Here is a 19,427-nt window from a genome sequence, read left to right as displayed (position 1 = left end):
AAAGACCAAAGTTTGTGTCGCTCGTTTTGGCGACTTATATAGATTATCATGTTTGTCGTTTTGTGTCAACAAGTTTTTTTATGGTAATTTTTATAACTTGTTTCTCGCGACGACAAAATCTATCTTACCATGTTTCTTACCTCAAATCAACTGGTAATTTTTCCTACCCTTTGACTCTCACCCCTTGCATCAAGGACATGAACTAATATATCATATTCATAAGTCCAGGTCAATACTTGGATCTATGTTAATATTATCCATATTATCTTACACTTTAGGGCATATTTTCAGTGATTTCTGTTATAATGATAGCTATAGGTTAAATTTGGAAGGAGGAGAGCAATGAAACTAGAACAGATGTTAAAAGACATGGTAGAGACCCCTGGCATATCTGGATTTGAACACACTATTAGCGATGTCATTCAGAAGCATTTTGATGGACTTGCCGATGATTCCAAAAAAGATCGATTGGGCAACCTAGTCATTTATAAAAAAGGTATGGGGCCTAATTCCATAAAAATCATGCTTGCTGCCCACATGGATGAAATAGGTCTCATGGTAAAGAAAATAGACGATAAAGGTTTTATTCAATTTACCAATATCGGCGGCGTTGACCAAAGAACCCTTTTAACCCAAGAGGTCATGGTTCATGGAACAAAAGGCTTATTTGGCGTAATTGGTACAAAACCACCCCACATCCTCGATCCAAGCGATCGGGTGAAGGCCATTAAGATGGAAGATATGTTGATTGACGTAGGCCTTTCAAAAGAAGAAGTAGACAAATTTGTTCGCGTAGGTGACTCCATTACCATCCATCGCAAAATGATTAACCTTCAAAATGGACTTATTTCTGCAAAAGCGTTGGATGATCGCGCAGGTGTAGCTGTAATGTATGAGTGCCTACAGATATTACAAAAATTAAGGCATCAGTGTGATGTCTATGCTGTAGCAACCGTTCAAGAGGAGGTTGGTACAAGGGGTGCTATCGTTAGTACTTATGACATACTCCCTGATATTGGTATTGCCATTGATGTCACTTTTGGATCAACGCCTGATCTATCAAAGGACGAAGCCTATGAAATAGGTAAAGGACCTACCATTGGTCTAGGTGCCAATATCCATCCTAAAATTTATGAGAGATTTATTCAGGTTGCCAAAGACCATAACATACCTTATCAAATAGAAATACTTCCTGGTCACTCAGGAACCGATGCATGGGCAATGCAAGTTACACAATCTGGAGTAGCAACAGGCTTGCTTTCTATTCCTTTAAGATACATGCATACATCTGTAGAGACCCTGGATATAAGTGATATTAAAAATACAGGAAAGCTCCTTGCTTATTTTATTGCCAGTTTGGACGAAGAAGATTTGGAGGGATTCCTATGCTATTAAAAAGGTTAACCGAAGCCTCTGGCTTGCCAGGCAATGAAAAAGAAATTAGGGACATCATCAAGGATGAGATTAAGGATTATGTAGATGAAATCAAAGTGGACCGACTTGGCAATTTAATCGCTTTGAAAAAAGGCAAAGAAGGTTATCCGAAAGTAATGCTGGCCGCACACATGGATGAAATCGGCCTTATGGTCAAATCCATCGATGAAGGAGGATTTATTAAATTCGTTCCTGTAGGGGGCATAGATGATCGTATCCTCGTCTCTAAAATAGTTCAAATAGGAAGCAATAAAGTACCCGGGGTGATTGGCGCAAAGGCCATTCATCTGCAAGAACCCGATGAACGTACAAAGGCATTAAAACACAAGCAGTTATATATAGATATCGGAGCCAAATCTAAGGCTGAAGCTGAAAAACTGGTTTCCAAAGGAGATTATATCTCTTTTCTCAGCGATTACATCGAGTTTGGCAATAACCTCGTAAAGGCAAAAGCCTTAGATGATCGCGTAGGCTGCGCCATCCTCATTGAGTTACTAAAAGAAACCTATGATGCCACCCTCTATGCAGTATTTACCGTACAGGAAGAAATCGGTCTGCGTGGTGCTAGGGTAGCAGCCTATGGCATCGATCCTGATTTCGCCCTAGTCGTTGAAGGCACAGTTTGCTCTGATGTTACCAATGTGGATGAAGCTCAGCACGGCACCCGGTTAGGCCATGGGCCAGCCCTATCCATCATGGATATGGCTTCTCTCTTCGACAAGGGACTCATAAAACAAATTCATCAGACTGCAGTGGACAACAACATTAACATTCAATTTAGACAAATTACAACAGGTGGTAATGATGCTGGAGCTATTCATGTTACCCGGGAAGGAATACCTTCTGCTGCACTATCTATACCTTGTCGTTATATTCATTCACCATCCTCTATTATGTCTAAAGATGATTTTGATGGATGCGGAAGACTCTTGAAACTCTTCCTTAAAAACATAAAAAAGGAGGCATATGCCCGTGGATAATGCACAATTAAGCCTATTAAAGAAACTGGTAGAATCCTATGGTCCTTCTGGCAACGAAGAAAAGATTAGAGATTTCATCATGGAAGAAATCAAAGATTATGCGGATGAAGTGAAAACTGATCGAATGGGTAATCTGATTGCTGTCAAAAAGGGTCCAGGCAAAAGAATCATGATTGCAGCTCATATGGATGAAATTGGTGTCATTGCTACAAGTGTCGACGATAATGGCTTTATTCGTTTCTCCAATATAGGTGGTGTATCCCCTTTCACAGCCCTATATCAGCGCGTCATGTTTGCCGATGGAACCATTGGCGTTGTCGGCATGGAGCATTTGGATGAAATGAAAAATTTAAAGCTGGATAAAATGTTCATCGATATTGGCGCGAAATCCAAGGAGGAAGCGTTGTCAAAGGTACATGTGGGAGATGTAGCATGCTTCTATAATACATTCACCCAAGAAGGCGATCAACTCATCTCCAAAGCCATGGATGACCGTATCGGCTGCTTTATTGCTATTGAAGCCTTGAAGGCCGTAAAAGATTCTCCCAACGAGTTGTACTTTGTTTTTACTGTACAAGAAGAAGTGGGTGTTCGAGGCGCAAAGACAGCTGCCTATGGCATCGATCCTGACATGGGAATCGCTGTCGATGTTACGCTTACAGGCGATACGCCAAAGGCGAGAACCATGGACGTCAAGCTCGGAGATGGCCCTGCTATCAAGATTAGGGATAATTCAATGCTTAGTCACCCTGCAGTAAAAAATCTGATGATTGATACTGCCAAAGCCCACGATATCCCCTATCAATTGGAAGTATTAGATTTTGGCGGTACAGACTCCGGCGCCATTCATTTGACCCGCAGCGGCGTACCCTCCGGTGTCATTTCTATTCCATGTAGGTTCGTTCATACTCCTTCAGAAATGGTTTCTCGAAAAGATGTTGAGCATTCAGTAATGCTTCTAACGAAAATTCTTGAGCAAGATATTCAATTTTAATGTCAAAAGCCCTGCAACCATCATCCCGTTGTAGGGCTTTTCTTATGATAAAAATACGAATGCATCTTCATCTTTTTCATTTCCCCATTATTTATATTGCTAAAAAGAATAAATTTCTCCCTTCTAGCAAAATTTAATTAGCATAGGATGAATTCTGCTGGAAAGGGTGTTTTTTATGCTCATTATATTAATAAGAACCTTATTTATTTATATTTTTGTAGTCTTTGCCATTCGCATGATGGGCAAGGGAGAGCTAACTGAACTTCAGCCCTTTGAGCTGGTAATCATGCTAATGATTGCAGAATTAGCCGCCTTATCCATGGAAAACACAGGAGCATCTATTTTAAACAATCTCATCGCTATTATTACCCTGCTCTTTGCTCAGATTCTGATTTCGTATATCAATATGAAAAGTGAGTGGGCCCGGGGCATTATCTGTGGTAAACCTAGTGTACTAGTGAATGAAGGAAAAATCAATATCAAGGAGCTGCAACGTCTGCGCATCAATATTAATGATTTGGTGGAACAAATACGAGAAAAGGAATATGTCAGTTTAGCCGATGTTGAATTTGCAATTTTAGAAACCAATGGAGAGCTAAGTATTATTCCTAAAGCAAACAAAAGGCCTGTCACGGTTGAAGACTTAAATATTCAACCTACCTATGAGAATATGCCTATCTCTCTTATTATTGATGGCCATATCAACCACACCAATTTAAAAATAGCACAACGTAATGAAAACTGGTTGTTGGAACAATTACGGGTTCGCAATATCTCTGACTATAAGGATGTGCTTTTTTGCTTTTTAGATGAAAACAAAAAACTGTATGTACAGAAAAAAGATTAGGAGGAATCTGTTCCTATGCGATCATTAATTGCTGTTTCCATTGTCATCATTGTCATTATCGGTGGATGGTTTCTTGCCTACAATTACATTGATACCCATGCAACAGATCTGATTCAGTCCCTTGATCATATGACGAAGAATATTGAATCAGAAAATTGGGATTCTGCTGTGAATGAATATCTACAAATCAAAAAACAATGGGGCGAGATAAGAAATCGATGGGCTGTTATGATTCATCATCATGAAATCGACAATATCGATCTCGCCATGGCACGAACGCGCAAATATATAGAAGAAAAAGATAAACCCCTTTCTCTGGGCGAGATCGAGGTTCTCAAACAATTGTTTCATATTGTGAAAGAAAGTGAAGCTGTTACGCTGACAAACTTATTATAGATTTATAGCACTATAATGGTTTCAGGCTTTTAGCTTTCCGATAATATCTCTCACCGATGTATATCCTTTTCTTTCTAAATATCCCTGTATCCCCTCGTTAATTTCCATCGTAACCAAAGGGTTTATAAAATTGGCTGTACCTATAGCGATGGCACTGGCTCCTGCCAATAGAAATTCAATGGCGTCTTGAGCGCTAGAAATTCCACCCATGCCGATGATGGGTATTCCTACGGTCTGGGCCACTTCATAGACCATCCGTAAGGCCACCGGTTTGATGGCAGGTCCAGAAAATCCCCCAATTCCCCTAGCCAGAATGGGCTTTTGCTGCTCGATATCGATGGCCATACCTATTAATGTATTAATCAAAGATATGCAGTCTGCTCCTCCCTCTTCTGCTGCCTGCCCAATCTCTCGAATATCTCTAACATTTGGGCTAAGCTTGACAATCAAATACTTGTTTGTATGCTCTCGTACACATTTGGTCACCTTATAGACCATTTCAGGATCTCGGCCAAAGGCAACGCCACCCTCTTTGACATTTGGACAGGATATGTTTAATTCTAAAGCATCTACCCCTGTATCTGATAGTCTTTCTGCTATCTTACAGTACTCTTCCATCGTATTGCCATTGATATTTGCAATCACCCGTGTACTGAATTGAGATAGATAAGGTAATTCCTCCTGGATAAATGCCTCCACCCCTGGATTTTGGAGTCCTACGCTATTGAGCATGCCCATGGGGGTCTCCGCCACCCTAGGCACTGGATTGCCTTTTCTTGCTTCAAGGGTAAGACCCTTCACCATAATTCCGCCCAAGTGATTCAAATCAATGTATTCACCATACTCCCTTCCAAATCCAAAGGTTCCAGAAGCAACCATAATGGGATTTTGCAAGGTAAGACCCTTTAAATCTACCGTCATATCAATTGCCTTCATCAAAGATCACCTCTTCTCCCCAAAATACAGGACCTTCCTTGCAGGTTCGCACGTAATCCCAGTCTTCTCCTGCCTTCACTTTACAGCTACAAACCAAACAGGCACCCACACCACAAGCCATCCGTTCTTCCATTGCCAGTTGGGTAGGAATTCCCATTGCCTTGCCATACTTTTGTATCTGTTTTAACATAATCTCTGGTCCACAGGCATATATCATCTCTGGTGGATTTTCCATGGTTTCCTCTAGCAGTCCTGTCACGTAACCCTTATATCCAAAAGTTCCATCCTCTGTGGCAACCTCTACTGCTTTACAATATTTTTTAAAAGCCTCTACCAAGTAAGCCTCCGTTCGAAACCCTAACAACACCTTTATATCCTTATCCTTGAGATTTTTGCAAAGTTCTACCAAAGGCGCTACACCTATGCCACCACCCACCAAAAGGACCCTCTCTCCTTTTGGCACAAATCCGTTGCCTAATGGCCCTATGATGTCCAAGTACTCTCCTTCTTTTCTACTGCAGAGTGCAGCTGTCCCTTTCCCTGATTTTCGTACAACAAAACTCAATTGGTCCGTTTCTACCTCACATACACTGATTGGTCGCCTTAAGAATGACTGTCCTTCTTCACTGCATTGAATATGAAAAAACTGTCCTGCTGTAATCTCATGGCATTCCGCTGGTCTCGCTACAATAATTTTATAGATATCCTTGGCTAGTCTCTCTGTTTTAAGAATCTTACATACGCTGGATGCTTTCATCAAATCCCCCCTTACCAGTACTGTTTACCTTGTTCCAATAATAAGCCATTGATTTCTTCTTGCATCTTTAAAACCGCATTCCTTGCAGCTCTTCCAAAATTTTGTTCCTTATATTCACTGTTCTCTTTCTGATAGGCATAAAGGATGTCTCGAGATGAATTGATGATTGCCCCTAAACCACGCTCATCAAAGCAGTCTATAATATCCTTGGCAGTTCCCCCTTGGGCCCCATAGCCAGGCACAAGAAAATAGGATGTCGGCATAAGTCTTCTTAGATTTTTTGCCTGCTCCGGATAGGTAGCACCTACCACTGCCCCTACGGATGAATATTGATGAGCACCCATCATTTCTCTACTCCATTGATGCACAAGATGGGCTACAATTTCATATATTCTCTTTCCCCCTGCCTCTAAATCCTGAAGCTGCCCTGAGGTTGGATTAGATGTCTTCACCAAGACAAACATCCCTTTTTCATAGTCCACAATATCCTTCATAAATTCTTTAAGGCAATCATCCCCCAGATAGGGATTTACCGTGATGGCATCTGTAGGAAAAGCTTCTATTCGTTCCCCTTCCACATCAGTCAAGCCTAAATGGGCATCAGAATACGCCTTGGATGTGGTACCAATATCGCCTCGTTTCACATCCCCAATAACCAGCAGACCTTTTTCTTGGGCTAATCTACAAGTTTTCTGATAGGATTCCAATCCTTCCAATCCATACTGCTCATAGAAAGCGATTTGAGGCTTCACAGCAGGAATAAGATCATAGACAGATTCAATAATTTCCTTGTTGAAAGTCCATATGGCTTCTGCAGCTCCTCTTAAATTTTTTCCATACATACGATAGGATTTTTCTCGAATGTGCTTTGGTATCATATCCAGTCTTGGATCTAATCCCACCACAATGTTGCTTTTCTTTTCTTTAATCTGTTGAATCAATCGATCTACGAACATAAAACCACTCCCTTCTCCATCACAACATTTCCATCTACCAGGGTATACAATACTTTTCCTTTTACGCGTTTTCCATGGAAAGGTGTATTTTTTCCCATGGATACAAATTTACTTGCATCAATATTCTCTTCTTGATTCAGATCTAGTACAACCAAATCAGCAACCTTTCCAACGGTGAGGGCACCTCTATCTATACCAATGATTTTTGATGGTAAATAGCTCATTTTATCAACCAACTGTGAAAAACTGAGTATACCTGTTTCTACCAATTCCGTGTAGCTGATGGCAAAAGCTGTTTCCAGACCGCTAATGCCAAAGGAAGCTTCCTCATAGGCTACTCGCTTGCTGTCTTCATCATGGGGTGCATGGTCTGTGGCAATAATGTCGATGGTTCTATCCTTTAACCCAAGTCGTACTGCATCTACATCATCCTGACTCCGAAGGGGAGGGTTGACCTTTGTATAGGTATCTTGCCGTGTCACCACATCATCTGTAAGAGCAAAGTGATGAGGAGCTGCTTCACAAGTAATCTTTAACCCCTTCTCCTTAGCTTTACGTACCAGTGCAACCGACTCCTTTGTGCTAATATGGGCAATATGGAGATGCGTTCCATATTTTTCTGCCAGTGCAATATCCCTGGCGACAATTCTCCACTCCGCAGCATTGGGTATCCCTTTTATCCCCGTTCTTTCACTAGCCTTTCCCTCATTCACACTGCCACCTTTGGCCAAATCGTGATCCTCGCAGTGGTCAATAAGAGGAATCTGATTCTTACTGGCTTCCTCAAATGCCTTTTCCATGATCCCAGTATCCATAGGTGTCTTTCCATCATCAGATATGGCCACAACACCACTTTGCACTAGTTCTTTAACGTTTGTTAGTGTACTTCCGTCCAGGTTTGTCGTGATACTTCCGATGGGTAGCACATTCACAATACCTTCTTTTTCTGCTTTATCTAGAATGTAATGGACGATCTCTTTTGAATGGACTGCAGGCTTCGTATTTGGCATGCAAGCAATCGTAGTAAAACCGCCCATTGCTGCACTCATAGTACCTGTCCGAATGCTTTCCTTGTGCTCAAATCCTGGTTCTCTTAAATGAACATGGATGTCCACAAAGCCAGGAACGACTACCTTTCCAGTGGCATCTATTATTTTCGCATGTTCCACATGGATCTGGGGTGCAATCATTCCTATTTTTCCGTCTATCACTAGGATGTCTGTAATCTTATCAACCCCATTTTGCGGGTCCACTACTCTACCATTCTTGATAACAATCACACAAATCCCTCCCTGTTTTTTACAAGCAAAAAGCCTTCTACCAGAGGCAGAAGGCTGTACGATACCCATAACAAAATATAGATATACACTATCTATACTTATCCTGATTTCATCCTTACCGGCCTCTCTGGACCAATTTAAAGGCATTCCTATTCGTTTTTTACATGTTACCATATGGTTTTCCATGATGTCAATGAAAAAATTCCATTCTATTTTGGGTTGACATCTTCTAGGTTCTATGATAAATTTAGAAAAAATAAATAGCCCTTTAAATTAACCCCGTGAGGTTAAAAAGGTTATGGAAAGCAGTTAGATCTATTTCGATTCATCATGCCTTTTTTCCTCATGGAAAGAAGGCATTTGTTTTTATATAAGCACCTTTAAGTTGGTCCCGTGAGACTAAAAAGGAGGAGTAAATCATGAACAAGCAAACCATTAGACACTTGATCGAACCAGAGGACTTTACCATCGAGGAACTCAATGAAGTTGTGGCATTGGGAAAAAAGATGTATGAAGCACCAGAAAAATACAAGGAGGCCTGCAAAGGCAAAATCCTGGCCACCCTTTTCTATGAGCCGAGTACGCGAACCAGATTTAGTTTTGAAACAGCTATGCTCCGCTTAGGTGGAAGTATTATTGGCTTCAGTGATGCGAATACCAGTTCCGTTTCTAAAGGCGAAAGCATTGCTGATACAATTCGCTGCATGTCAGCCTATGCCGATATTGCAGTGATGCGTCATCCAAAGGAAGGTGCTCCAAAATTGGCATCTCATTATGCATCCATCCCCATCATCAATGGTGGTGACGGCGGTCATCAGCATCCTACTCAGACCCTGACGGATTTACTTACCATCAAAATGTATAAGGATACCATAGAAGGTCATAACGTAGCATTTTGTGGAGACTTGAAATTCGGTAGAACCGTTCACTCCCTCATCCGTACCCTTGCAAGATATAACACAAAGAAGTTTATATTAATCTCCCCTGAAGAGCTAACTCTTCCTGATACTTTGAAGAGAACTTTAAAAGAAGACTTCCATGTTGAGCTTCAAGAAGCCCGCTATATTGAAGATGTAATATCTCAGATTGACATTCTATACATGACAAGAATCCAGCGAGAAAGGTTCTTCAATGAAGCGGATTACGCTCGACTCAAGGATAGTTATCTTCTCAACCAATCAAAACTCTCCCATGCAAAAAAAGATATGATTGTCATGCATCCCCTGCCAAGGGTAAACGAAATTGCCTATGACGTGGATGATGATCCTAGGGGTGTATATTTTAAACAAGCTGAATTGGGCGTGTATGTTCGAATGGCCTTAATTACAAAACTGTTGGGGGTGGATGTATCATGTTAGAGGTGGCTAGCATTAAAAAAGGGATCGTTTTGGATCATATTTCTTCTGGTAATGGACTAAAAATATTCAACAAGCTTATGCTGGATCAGGTGGATTATCCTGTGGTTTTACTGATGAATGTATCCAGTAAAAATATGAAAAGAAAAGACATCATCAAAATCGAAAATAGCATTGATATCGATCTAGATTTTCTGGGTCTCATTGACCAAAACATTACCGTCAATGTCATTGAAAACAGTAAAATCGTCTCTAAGAAAAAAGTTGGCCTCCCCGAAAAGATTAAAGGGCTTTTCTCTTGCCATAACCCAAGATGTATTACCAATTTTGATGACTATGTAAAGCCCACTTTTCAACTGGTATCAGAGACATCTATGGAATATAAGTGTAGCTACTGTGAAGAAATCACAAGATATAAACTATAGAGGAAGCGCTCTCTATAGTTTATATTCAATCCTTATTTCTCAATGATTTGTCACTTTCTTGCATCTACATGAATATATTAGAATAGGCAGGGTAAGAATATCCTAAATGAATAGACTGCTTTGCAATTTTCCCAGAAAATAGGAAAAATTTTTATTAGTAAACGTTTTCTATATATTTACATTTTTATAATCATATGATATAATTTATTGCAAATACGTTATCCACAATTACATAATCAATTTGGAGCGCTGAGTTCTTAAGTACAAGAAGCGGGGGAACCATTCTTTTGGGGTGAATCTCTTTTATAAGAGTAGGGTCATCTTCTTTCGATCCGAATCCGTCAGCTAACCTCGTAAGCGTTGAAAGAGGAGATTGATCACGTGATAATGAAGTATGCTAGCACGTCTAGTGTTCTATTCTTATTCACATGGCATGCAAACTATGGCAAATCTCCATGGTTTTTTCTTTTCTCTTTTTTTCCTTCATTTAACATTTTTTACATTTTTAGTCTTTTTTCAGCTCCATTTTGTTTATCATGTAAATACGCTGAATTCTTATTATAAGAAGCGGGGGAACCATCTATTTGGGGTGAATCTCTTTTATGAGAGTAGGGTCATCTTCTTTCGATCCGAATCCGTCAGCTAACCTCGTAAGCGTCGAAAGAGGAAGATGCAGTTATGGCTTTCCATATGCTCATTTTCCTTGTGGTGAAAAATCAATTTTAAGGAGGATGATGATTTATGGATTTAATCAATTTTTATCAAGAAACCAAATTAAGTGCTGCGATTCCCAGTATCGATACCCTTCAAATTCGTAAAGCAACTGCAAAGGATGTGTCATCCATTTATCGGGTAGCCTGTTCTGTAGGCACAAGAACAAAAGAGTCCTATTCCGGTTTTCTAGTAGATGATTATTCATCAAAACCTAAGTATTATCAGAAATTTTTCCAAGAGCGAATCCTGGAGCTGGATCATTTTTATGTGGCCGAAGGCCATGGTATCCTAGGTTTCCTCATGGCATACACCAAAGAGCAGTGGTTAAAGCACAATCCCCTTTGGATTGAGGATATCCACTGGCGCCCAGATTTTGATATGAATAAGACCAATAATTTTATTGTGGTAGATAAAACTGCTATCTTATCCAATCTAACTGGCAAAGGCATTGGCAGCTTCCTTTACAAACAATTGATAAAAGATTTAAAGCAAGAAGGCATCGAAGATATTTTCGCAGAAACCATCATTAGTCCAACACCGAATTTTGCATCCCTTGCCTTCCGTGAAAAACAGAAATATACCTTGGCAGGTATGCGCTATGAAGATTACAACGATACCCTCTATACGGATTTAATATATCATAAGCCTGTTTTATAGGTAATTTTTTCAACTGACTCTTTACAGCCTATCGTTTTCCATGTATGATTATGAATAGCAGAGTAAGAACCATGCGTCAAGTGTTAAGGGATGGGAAGTTGCCCTTAAACGAAGAATGTTTTCTATTCGCGATATGGTTCCGCGTCCGCTGCTGCATTAGAGAGGACTGACTTATTTTATCTACATCTCCTTTCCCTTTAGTGTGGCTTTACGTCAAACTAAAGAGAAAGGAGGTGTTTTTTGTATGAAGACAAGGAACCTCATTGTCATCTCCCTATTGGCTGCCCTAAGCATTGTATTAACTAGATTTTTGTCTTTTATGCTTCCTGTGGCAGGTATTTTAGGTATCCGTATAAGCTTTGGCGATATTCCCATCATGCTGGCAGGATTATTATTTGGTCCTATTGCCGGTGCTTTGACGGGTATCGTAGCAGATGTAATCGGTGCGGTATTTCTATCCCCTTACGGCTTCTTCCCTGGTTTTACGCTGACAGCCGCATTGGTAGGTGCAATTCCACCGATCATAATTCGCTTGATGAGCAAGAAGGATATCAAATTTATTCATTTGTTCTTGGTCATCCTCGTAACAGATATTATTACTTCTTTAGGCTTAAATACCCTATGGCTCACGATGATGAACGGGAAAGCCTTTATGGTGCTATTACCTCCTAGAATCGTTGCCCGAGCTGTCTTAATTGTTCCAAATACCATGCTAACTTTTGCCCTATATAAAGTTACGAAAAAGTTAGTAAAATAGAAACAAGCTATGGGATCACAATCCCATAGCTTGTTTATTCTTTTGCCTCCGATTTCTTAGCAAATCGATATAGGCTTCCAATCTGGTCAGATAACCTGCCTCTCCTGTCATCTCATCAATAATCAAAGATAAAACAGGAATATCCCGATCCTCTTGTACTCGGGGCAAAGTGCTCATAGCGACAATCTCTGGCATACAAGTGAAGGGCATGATCTGGATGACACCATCATAGCCTTGCTCTGCATAGCGTACGGTATTCCCAATGGTCTCTCTTCCATGACCTCCAATACCTACTTTCATATAGGGCTCCGCAGCATTCCAAATATGCTTTTCACCACTTGTACCGATACTCCGATAGTACACAACATTTGTAATCCATTCTCCTGCTGTATGGGATTTGTGAATCTCTACCCCCATATCGTTCAATTTTTTCCCGATATCCAAATTTGAGAAGTCGTCAATCACTGTATAGATTTCTCCAACAATCCCTACCTTTAATACCTCTCTATCTCGATCCATAGGAATTTCATGGAACCGCTGGGCCGCCCAATCAATATGCTCAATCATTTCCCTAGAACCTGTACTTTTCTCTAACTTTGCAAGCAGACTATGATAGAGCTGATCTACATCCCCTTTTTGCATCTCGTAGGGTCTGTACTTTAATACTTCCTCTTCAAACTCATTTAGCTTTGTTATCACCTTCATGGCACCCTTTAGGCTTTTAACTATTTTGATAGGATTTTTTGTATTGGCGATCTTGCCCACCCTCCGATAGAATTCAAGAATATCTCCATCAGGCACCTCTAATACCACAATCTCCACATCATACCCTAAGTCTTTCAGTATCTCCTTCTGTACTTCTGAATAATATCCAAATCTGCAAGGGCCGCAGCTCCCCGTGATTACAATGGTATCGGCTCCCTTTTCAATACTTTCTATATAGTTACCCAGGTTGATCTTTAAGGGTAAACAAATCAATTCTGGCGCATGCTTTGTGCCGAGCTCCAAAGTTTTTTTGCTACACTTGGGCGGAACCACCGATTCCACCCCTAAATCATCGAACATTGCTTTAATAGCTATGTAAGTGTTGCCCATATGCGGAAAAGTTATTTTCATGATTTCTCCTCCATTTGATCATGTCTACAAAAGCTTCTATTCTAGTATCCATACCAGCCTCACCTGTATGCTCATCAAGGGTCAATAGGGTGAAAGGCTTATCCGAATTTCTTCTCACCCTTCGCTCAACGATATCTGCAAGGACAGAGTCCAATCCACACCCAAAGGATGATAAATAAATAATTCCCTGAATATCCTGTTGTTCCATGGCATAAAAAGCAGTCCCCAGAATCTTACGTCCAAAGCTCCAAAACATTTTTTTATCCATCAGGGCAGCCTTTTCATTCATGACCTTTACATCCATACTTTCTGGAGTTAACACCTGCAATCCATGCCCTCGTAATTTTTCCACGAGATTCATACTAACAAAAGCATCGTAAAGGTTATAGGGATGACCTAATAAAGCTACCTTATCACTGCTTTTTAGAAGCTCAAAATTTTTCTCATCTTTCTTTTCCAATGCCTCCGTGGGCAATATTCCTTGCCGTAATGCTGTTTTATATTGTCTATAGTTCTCCAAAGCTTTCGTAAATGCCCACTCTATTTTTCTTCTATCATCAGTAAAATAGGCGCCTACCGCTTCCACGATCTTTGGTAAATCCTTCTTTGATTTTCTAAAATCGATTGTAGGCTGAATCATCGTGGGCAGATTTCGAATAGAATGATTGACCATTTCAGGCAGACCACAAAATTTAGGACATATATATTCATTTTTATAGACGCTCATCAATCTAGGCAGGAATATATAATCCACCTTTTGATCCATTAAATCCTTCACATGCCCATGGTATATCTTCACAGGCAGACAGGCTTCGTCTACTGTGCTCTTCACACCCATTTCTACTATTTTTTTATTGGTTTCTGCTGAAATCACAACTTCTGCACCAAGGGATTCAAAAAATTCTGTCCAAAGGGGTCCATAGTAATAATACAATAATCCCCTAGGTATACCTACACGCACTGTCATACTACCTCTCTCCTTGTTTTTGTCTTCGTCTATAATTACCTCTATCAGTATTAGCGATTTGAAAGGATTTTAAACCCCAAAATAAAGGAAAGCAGTTTGGATTTTTACTCCATTCTGCTTTCCTTATGAACAAATAGAATGATTAGCTTTTACATGCCCACGTCTTGCATGCCTGGCAATTTGTTTTTCCATCACATAACCCTTTTGATTTTGCCCCCATGGGATAAACGGGTGCCTGGGGCGTCCTTGACCATCCTACCAAGGCAGTGATAGACTTTGTCGGCTCCAAAATGCTGAAAGAATTTACCGTAATATCCGGTTCTGTATCTAAAAGGTCTAATATCTTTTTTTGATCCTGTAGCTGCCAATCACCATAGCCTGGACTAAACCTCAATGTAGGATAAAGACCCTTGCTTATATAACTTCCTGTGAGATATTTATGGAACTTTTCGATGAGGGTCTCCATAGCATAAGAGCCAAAGCGATCCGCTATGATTCCCTCCCAAAACTGCCCTCTGTTATAATTCACATTACTGTCCAGAGAAATCTCTGCACCTATGGTGGCAGCAATCAACGTTGCCTTTTGGCAGTCATATAGCCCTTTTGCCACATAGCTGCTTTCAATGATAAAAAGGTTCTTCTTTAAATCCCCCACTGAAATGCAACCCTCATCTTTCTGCCGTATCTCCATATCCATCCAATAAATCTTGGGATGAATGAGACCTTTCAAGCTTCGAACCTGTTCTTCTGTTCCCGCGAGCTCAGGCACAGTGGAAGGTATCCTTTCCAATTCATCGTCTATATTAAAGCTATATAGCTTTTTTACATCCCACATTTTCGTAATTCTCCTTTAGTAGGGTTTCAACCAGCTGAATATCACCCATGGGAAAAATATGCACGCCCGACAGACTTTTTTTCATTTCCAGGAACAGTTCCTCAGCAATCTCTTGACCTGCTTCACGACCTTTTGTCTCTAATCTATCGATGAGACGATCCGGCACATGAACCCCGGGCACCTGTCTATTTAAGTATTTTGCCAGCTTTGCACTTTTTAAAGGCATTAAACCATAGATAATGGGTACATTGATCTGATCTGCTATTTTTAAAAATCCCTCCAACTGAACCATGTCAAAAATAGGCTGCGTCTGAAAGAATCCTACGCCTGAATCAATCTTTCGATGCAGTTTCTCCAGTTCTGCCTGCAGATCCTCACTGGTTGGATTTACCACCGCACCTATAAAAAAATCTGTTTTCCCCTCTATGGGGTTTCCCAGCATGTCTTGCCCATTGTTCAGGTTACTGGCAATTCTCCCTAGACCAATGGCATCTACATCAAATACGCCCGTGGCATCAGGATGGTCTCCCTGTTCTGGCTTGTCACCCGTCAAGGTTAGGATATTCTTGACCCCTAAGGCATGGGCACCAAGGAGCTCCGATTGTAACCCCAATTGATTCCTGTCTCTGCAGGTTAGATGGAATATTGTTTCCAGATTCAATTCTTTTTGAACCAGATAGGCCAAAGCGATAGGACTCATTCTCATTTTTGCCATTGGACTATCGGCAATATTTACGGCATCTACCAACGCTGACAAGGGTTTTATTTTTTCATATACGCCCCATGGATCAGCCCCTCTGGGTGGTTCCATTTCTACGGTAACAACAAACTGCTTTTTCATTAGCTTTGTCTTTAATGAATGTGTCATATTATTTCCCCCTTGTCTTTAAATCTTCTATAACCCTTACTGCACCTACAGCATCTTCACTATACCCATCAGCACCAGATTCTTGGGCAAATTGATCTGTTACCACGGCACCGCCAACGATTATTTTTACATTGGGTAACGCAGCCTTAATACAAGCAATAGTCTTTGGTATTTCAGTCATGGTGGTTGTCATCAGTGCACTTAACCCTATAAAATCTGCTTTTTCCCCTTTTGCCGCCTGGATGAATGCTTCAGGCGAAACATTCTTTCCTAAATCCACCACATGATAGCCATGATTCTTTAAGATCACCGCCACTACATTTTTTCCTATATCATGGACATCTCCCTTTACTGTACCAATAATCACAGTTCCTTTTCGTTCCATATAGCCATCGTTCCCCAAAGACTTTTCTAAATGGACAAATACCTTTTCAGCTACCTCTGCACTCAACATCAGCTGAGGTAAGTAAAATTCTCCACTTTTGAACTTATCTCCCACCACTTTCAACCCAGGAATTAACCCATCGTTGATGATTTCAAAGGCCTTCGTTTCATGTAACAGCAGATCATCTACAACACGTAGTACATCCATTGATCCTTTGACAATCAAGTTTCTAACTCCTTCAAGAGTCGATTTTTCAAAATACTTCTCCTGTGTCGCCTGATGGTCTCCCTTTATCCCTTGCTTATTCCCATGATTCAGCTGAATATAATTTGTTGCCTTTGTATCCCTCCCTGCCAAAAGGGATGCAGCCTGCCAACTGTCCATCATGGCTTTATCTAGAGGGTTAATGATCGCTAAGTCAAGTCCATTGGCTATGGCCATGGCAAGAAATGTGGCATTGATCTTGCTCCTCTCTGGCAAACCATGGGATACATTGCTTACGCCTAAAATTGTGTTCACATGCAGTTTTTCCTTTACCATCTTTAAAGCTCTTAGCGTCTCTATAGGCGCTTTCTCATCGGTACCTACCGTCAGTACCAGACAATCTACATAAATATCATTTCTAGAAATACCGTACGCGTCACAGGCCTTCACTATTTTTTCAGCAATGACATATCTGTCCTCTGCCTTCACTGGTATCCCATGTTCATCTAAAGTTAGTGCCACAACCCCTGCTCCATATCGCTTAATGACAGGTAAAATCAGTTCCAAGCATCGTTCCTCTCCATTGATGGAATTCACCAATGCTTTTCCATGGTAAGCTTCTAAAGCATTTTTAATCACGTTGGGGTCTGTGCTGTCAATCACCAGTGGAACATCAATTTTCTGTTGAAGCAAATGTATTAATTTAGCCATGGTTTCTCGTTGATCGATTCCGTGCACCCCCACATTGATATCCAGTAGATGGGCTCCTGCTTCCACTTGAACTTCTGCTTCATGTTGAATGATACCATATTGCTCCTGCTTAAGACTTTCTCCTAAGATTTTCCGTGCTGTGGGGTTGATGCGCTCCCCTATCACTCTGGGCAGCTCATCCTTTCCCAAATAAACAACCTTTTCCCGACTTGCCAAAGCACTTTTCCTTACATCCTTGGGCATTGGAAGTGACACCCCATTTACTCTTTTTTTGATCTCTCCAGTATGTCCTGGTGTACTTCCACAGCAGGAACCCACAAGCTGGATTCCAAGATCAAAGTAGGGTTCCAATGCACAAACGAATCCTTGTGGCCCTAATGGATAGGTGACTGCTCCCTGATTAAATTCCGGTAATCCTGCATTAGGCTGTACCAGCACAGGTAGACTTGTATTTTGTGAAATCTCCTTTATTACATGGAAAAGCTCCTCAGGCCCCCCCGAGCAGTTGGCACCAACAGCCCAGGCACCTAAGGCCTCTAATACGACTGCAGCACTGCCAGGACTTACGCCTGTCAGCGTACGTCTTCCTTCGTAGGTAAGACTACAGATTACAGGAGTAGAACATACATCACGAGCCGCTAATAGGGCACATCGGATTTCTCCTAGATCATGGAAGGTTTCCAATAAAATAAAATCAGGCTCTTCTTCTGCCAGAGCTCCTATTTGCTCTCTAAACACTTCATAGATTTCCTGAAAGGTTTTCTTCCCTATGGGCTTGATGAATTGCCCCGTTGGCCCTACCGATGCGACTACGTAACCATTAAATGCTTCCGCTGCTCTTCTGGCAATTTTTACCCCTTCTCGATTGATCTCTTTTACCTTATCTTCTAGCCCATACTCAGCCAACTTCCATCGATTTCCTCCAAAAGTATTGGTGGTAATCACATCTGCTCCTGCTTTTAGATAAGCCAAATGGATTTCTTCCACCTGCTGAGGTTCCAGAATATTCAAATAGTCAGGACAGGTTTCAGGTTTTAGCCCTTGCTCCAAAAGCATGGTTCCCATAGCACCATCAAAAACCAGTATTTTTTCTAAATTAGGTGTATGTCTCATTCTTTCACTCCCAATATCTTCAGTTTTTCGTCACTTATGTAACATACTAAAAAAACCTTTCTGAAATATAGAAAGGTTTTAAGCGTACTTGTCTATCTCTCAGAATATGCTCTGCTGGATTTAGCACCGTACGCATCTCACTTCATGCCGGTTGCCGGGCTTCATAGGGCCAGTCCCTCCACCACTCTTGATAGAATATTTATTCAATTGTACTTAATTATAATTAGACCTATGTTCAATGTCAATAGCATATACAGAAAATTCTTTTTTTATTTTTTATCTTTTAAATTTATGCATTGCTTTTTTCAAAATTGGCATATATAATAATCTATAAAAATATAATGAAGAGAGTAAACAGTTTATTGATTCGCCATATTTCAACGCTTAACATCGTATTTATCAATGAAATCCCTCTTTTCGCCCTAAGATATCCTGCGGGTCAAAAGAAAAAACAATCAAAATAATGAAATAATATTGACAACTGCTTAAACATTCCTTATAATCAATTTCAATATCAATTTTCACAATTTCATATCGAGATTTATCTCTTATCCAGAGAGGTGGAGGGACTGGCCCTATGAAACCCGGCAACCGGCTTTTTTTATAAAGCAACGGTGCCAATTCCTGCGGTATATGTATATATATTGGCAGATGAGAGAAGCACATTATACAATGTTGCCTCTTTCTCTGTGAAAGAGGTTTTTTTAATATTAATTCTACCAACGATCAAGAAAGTGAGG

The 19,427-nt window shown here is 40.6% G+C and carries 18 protein-coding genes and 5 riboswitches; of the genes, 9 read left to right on the top strand and 9 right to left on the bottom strand.

All coding sequences use genetic code 11. From position 1 onward, the window contains the following. Positions 1 to 342 precede the first annotated feature (342 nt). From HNQ80_RS14875 to HNQ80_RS14855, 5 genes are all read left to right on the top strand, one after another. The gene (locus HNQ80_RS14875) at positions 343 to 1,395 is read left to right on the top strand and encodes a M42 family metallopeptidase (RefSeq protein WP_184311460.1); all 1,053 of its coding nucleotides are present in this window, start codon (positions 343 to 345) and stop codon (positions 1,393 to 1,395) included. Continuing rightward, complete coding sequence (locus HNQ80_RS14870; RefSeq protein ID WP_184311459.1) at positions 1,386 to 2,414, top strand: M42 family metallopeptidase; 1,029 nt, start codon at positions 1,386 to 1,388, stop codon at positions 2,412 to 2,414. Before HNQ80_RS14875 ends, HNQ80_RS14870 begins: the two co-directional genes overlap by 10 nt. Then, entirely contained in the window at positions 2,407 to 3,408 is a 1,002-nt protein-coding gene (locus tag HNQ80_RS14865; RefSeq protein ID WP_330602889.1) for a M42 family metallopeptidase, read from the top strand. Before HNQ80_RS14870 ends, HNQ80_RS14865 begins: the two co-directional genes overlap by 8 nt. A gap of 175 nt (positions 3,409 to 3,583) precedes the next feature. Next, positions 3,584 to 4,255, top strand: coding sequence for a YetF domain-containing protein (locus tag HNQ80_RS14860; RefSeq protein WP_184311457.1), 672 nt, complete (start codon positions 3,584 to 3,586; stop codon positions 4,253 to 4,255). A 15-nt stretch (positions 4,256 to 4,270) separates the two neighbouring features. Beyond that, positions 4,271 to 4,651 (top strand): DUF4363 family protein, encoded by a 381-nt coding sequence (locus HNQ80_RS14855; protein ID WP_184311456.1) that lies wholly within the window; start codon positions 4,271 to 4,273, stop codon positions 4,649 to 4,651. A 21-nt stretch (positions 4,652 to 4,672) separates the two neighbouring features. Here HNQ80_RS14855 and HNQ80_RS14850 read toward each other — a convergent pair whose 3' ends face one another. From HNQ80_RS14850 to HNQ80_RS14835, 4 genes are read right to left on the bottom strand one after another with little or no spacing between them, the layout of a single operon-like run. Further along, on the bottom strand, positions 4,673 to 5,587 hold the full coding sequence (locus tag HNQ80_RS14850) for a dihydroorotate dehydrogenase (RefSeq protein ID WP_184311455.1): 915 nt from the start codon (positions 5,585 to 5,587) through the stop codon (positions 4,673 to 4,675). Then, a complete protein-coding gene (locus HNQ80_RS14845; protein WP_184311454.1) occupies positions 5,574 to 6,344 on the bottom strand; it encodes a dihydroorotate dehydrogenase electron transfer subunit in 771 nt (256 codons plus the stop codon). The genes HNQ80_RS14850 and HNQ80_RS14845 overlap by 14 nt, the downstream gene beginning before the upstream one ends. Positions 6,345 to 6,355: 11 nt before the next feature. Continuing rightward, on the bottom strand, positions 6,356 to 7,300 hold the full coding sequence (gene pyrF, locus HNQ80_RS14840) for an orotidine-5'-phosphate decarboxylase (RefSeq protein ID WP_184311453.1): 945 nt from the start codon (positions 7,298 to 7,300) through the stop codon (positions 6,356 to 6,358). Next, the gene (locus HNQ80_RS14835; RefSeq protein ID WP_243183287.1) at positions 7,291 to 8,766 is read right to left on the bottom strand and encodes a dihydroorotase; all 1,476 of its coding nucleotides are present in this window, start codon (positions 8,764 to 8,766) and stop codon (positions 7,291 to 7,293) included. The genes pyrF and HNQ80_RS14835 overlap by 10 nt, the downstream gene beginning before the upstream one ends. 233 nt (positions 8,767 to 8,999) lie before the next feature. On the opposite strand from HNQ80_RS14835, the gene pyrB reads away from it, so the two are divergent. The 4 genes from pyrB (at position 9,000) to HNQ80_RS14815 (ending at position 12,488) form a co-directional block, all read left to right on the top strand. Next, positions 9,000 to 9,938 carry an aspartate carbamoyltransferase gene (gene pyrB, locus HNQ80_RS14830; RefSeq protein WP_184311452.1) on the top strand — a complete coding sequence of 313 codons (939 nt, stop codon included), beginning with the start codon at positions 9,000 to 9,002 and terminating at the stop codon, positions 9,936 to 9,938. Then, entirely contained in the window at positions 9,932 to 10,360 is a 429-nt protein-coding gene (locus HNQ80_RS14825) for an aspartate carbamoyltransferase regulatory subunit (protein ID WP_184311451.1), read from the top strand. The genes pyrB and HNQ80_RS14825 overlap by 7 nt, the downstream gene beginning before the upstream one ends. Before the next feature lie 237 nt (positions 10,361 to 10,597). Then, a riboswitch (cyclic di-AMP (ydaO/yuaA leader) is annotated at positions 10,598 to 10,734 on the top strand. A 161-nt stretch (positions 10,735 to 10,895) separates the two neighbouring features. After that, a riboswitch (cyclic di-AMP (ydaO/yuaA leader) is annotated at positions 10,896 to 11,031 on the top strand. 70 nt (positions 11,032 to 11,101) lie between these two features. Further along, positions 11,102 to 11,731: a GNAT family N-acetyltransferase gene (locus tag HNQ80_RS14820; RefSeq protein ID WP_184311450.1), complete on the top strand. Its 630-nt coding sequence runs from the start codon at positions 11,102 to 11,104 to the stop codon at positions 11,729 to 11,731. Between the two features lie 56 nt (positions 11,732 to 11,787). Beyond that, a riboswitch (THF riboswitch) is annotated at positions 11,788 to 11,884 on the top strand. 91 nt (positions 11,885 to 11,975) lie between these two features. Continuing rightward, positions 11,976 to 12,488, top strand: coding sequence for a folate family ECF transporter S component (locus HNQ80_RS14815; RefSeq protein WP_184311449.1), 513 nt, complete (start codon positions 11,976 to 11,978; stop codon positions 12,486 to 12,488). 15 nt (positions 12,489 to 12,503) lie between these two features. Here HNQ80_RS14815 and HNQ80_RS14810 read toward each other — a convergent pair whose 3' ends face one another. The 5 genes from HNQ80_RS14810 to HNQ80_RS14790 form a co-directional block, all read right to left on the bottom strand. Continuing rightward, positions 12,504 to 13,604, bottom strand: a complete 1,101-nt coding sequence (locus HNQ80_RS14810; RefSeq protein ID WP_184311448.1) for a CoA protein activase — start codon at positions 13,602 to 13,604, stop codon at positions 12,504 to 12,506. Then, positions 13,558 to 14,571, bottom strand: coding sequence for an acyl-CoA dehydratase activase-related protein (locus HNQ80_RS14805; protein ID WP_184311447.1), 1,014 nt, complete (start codon positions 14,569 to 14,571; stop codon positions 13,558 to 13,560). Before HNQ80_RS14805 ends, HNQ80_RS14810 begins: the two co-directional genes overlap by 47 nt. A 142-nt stretch (positions 14,572 to 14,713) precedes the next feature. Beyond that, positions 14,714 to 15,406 carry a hypothetical protein gene (locus tag HNQ80_RS14800; RefSeq protein WP_184311446.1) on the bottom strand — a complete coding sequence of 231 codons (693 nt, stop codon included), beginning with the start codon at positions 15,404 to 15,406 and terminating at the stop codon, positions 14,714 to 14,716. Then, positions 15,381 to 16,274 carry a methylenetetrahydrofolate reductase gene (locus tag HNQ80_RS14795; protein ID WP_184311445.1) on the bottom strand — a complete coding sequence of 298 codons (894 nt, stop codon included), beginning with the start codon at positions 16,272 to 16,274 and terminating at the stop codon, positions 15,381 to 15,383. Before HNQ80_RS14795 ends, HNQ80_RS14800 begins: the two co-directional genes overlap by 26 nt. Position 16,275: 1 nt before the next feature. Continuing rightward, on the bottom strand, positions 16,276 to 18,687 hold the full coding sequence (locus HNQ80_RS14790; RefSeq protein WP_184311444.1) for a homocysteine S-methyltransferase family protein: 2,412 nt from the start codon (positions 18,685 to 18,687) through the stop codon (positions 16,276 to 16,278). 89 nt (positions 18,688 to 18,776) lie between these two features. After that, a riboswitch (SAM riboswitch) is annotated at positions 18,777 to 18,884 on the bottom strand. 348 nt (positions 18,885 to 19,232) lie between these two features. Continuing rightward, positions 19,233 to 19,345, top strand: a riboswitch (SAM riboswitch). Positions 19,346 to 19,427 lie beyond the last annotated feature (82 nt).

Source organism: Anaerosolibacter carboniphilus, assembly GCF_014205875.1.
Taxonomy (GTDB): Bacteria; Bacillota; Clostridia; order Peptostreptococcales; family Thermotaleaceae; genus Anaerosolibacter; species Anaerosolibacter carboniphilus.
Note: the sequence above shows the minus strand (reverse complement) of the source record. Positions and strands in the feature narration are given on the sequence as shown.

Bases quoted from the DNA above. Each gene is read 5' to 3' on its own strand.
- HNQ80_RS14875 (WP_184311460.1), top strand. From the start codon at position 343: ATGAAACTAGAACAGATGTTAAAAGACATGGTAGAGACCCCTGGCATA.
- HNQ80_RS14870 (WP_184311459.1), top strand. From the start codon at position 1,386: ATGCTATTAAAAAGGTTAACCGAAGCCTCTGGCTTGCCAGGCAATGAA.
- HNQ80_RS14860 (WP_184311457.1), top strand. From the start codon at position 3,584: ATGCTCATTATATTAATAAGAACCTTATTTATTTATATTTTTGTAGTC.
- HNQ80_RS14855 (WP_184311456.1), top strand. From the start codon at position 4,271: ATGCGATCATTAATTGCTGTTTCCATTGTCATCATTGTCATTATCGGT.
- HNQ80_RS14850 (WP_184311455.1), bottom strand. From the start codon at position 5,587: ATGAAGGCAATTGATATGACGGTAGATTTAAAGGGTCTTACCTTGCAA.
- HNQ80_RS14845 (WP_184311454.1), bottom strand. From the start codon at position 6,344: ATGAAAGCATCCAGCGTATGTAAGATTCTTAAAACAGAGAGACTAGCC.
- pyrF (WP_184311453.1), bottom strand. From the start codon at position 7,300: ATGTTCGTAGATCGATTGATTCAACAGATTAAAGAAAAGAAAAGCAAC.
- HNQ80_RS14835 (WP_243183287.1), bottom strand. From the start codon at position 8,766: ATGGAAAACCATATGGTAACATGTAAAAAACGAATAGGAATGCCTTTA.
- pyrB (WP_184311452.1), top strand. From the start codon at position 9,000: ATGAACAAGCAAACCATTAGACACTTGATCGAACCAGAGGACTTTACC.
- HNQ80_RS14825 (WP_184311451.1), top strand. From the start codon at position 9,932: ATGTTAGAGGTGGCTAGCATTAAAAAAGGGATCGTTTTGGATCATATT.
- HNQ80_RS14820 (WP_184311450.1), top strand. From the start codon at position 11,102: ATGGATTTAATCAATTTTTATCAAGAAACCAAATTAAGTGCTGCGATT.
- HNQ80_RS14815 (WP_184311449.1), top strand. From the start codon at position 11,976: ATGAAGACAAGGAACCTCATTGTCATCTCCCTATTGGCTGCCCTAAGC.
- HNQ80_RS14810 (WP_184311448.1), bottom strand. From the start codon at position 13,604: ATGAAAATAACTTTTCCGCATATGGGCAACACTTACATAGCTATTAAA.
- HNQ80_RS14805 (WP_184311447.1), bottom strand. From the start codon at position 14,571: ATGACAGTGCGTGTAGGTATACCTAGGGGATTATTGTATTATTACTAT.
- HNQ80_RS14800 (WP_184311446.1), bottom strand. From the start codon at position 15,406: ATGTGGGATGTAAAAAAGCTATATAGCTTTAATATAGACGATGAATTG.
- HNQ80_RS14795 (WP_184311445.1), bottom strand. From the start codon at position 16,274: ATGACACATTCATTAAAGACAAAGCTAATGAAAAAGCAGTTTGTTGTT.
- HNQ80_RS14790 (WP_184311444.1), bottom strand. From the start codon at position 18,687: ATGAGACATACACCTAATTTAGAAAAAATACTGGTTTTTGATGGTGCT.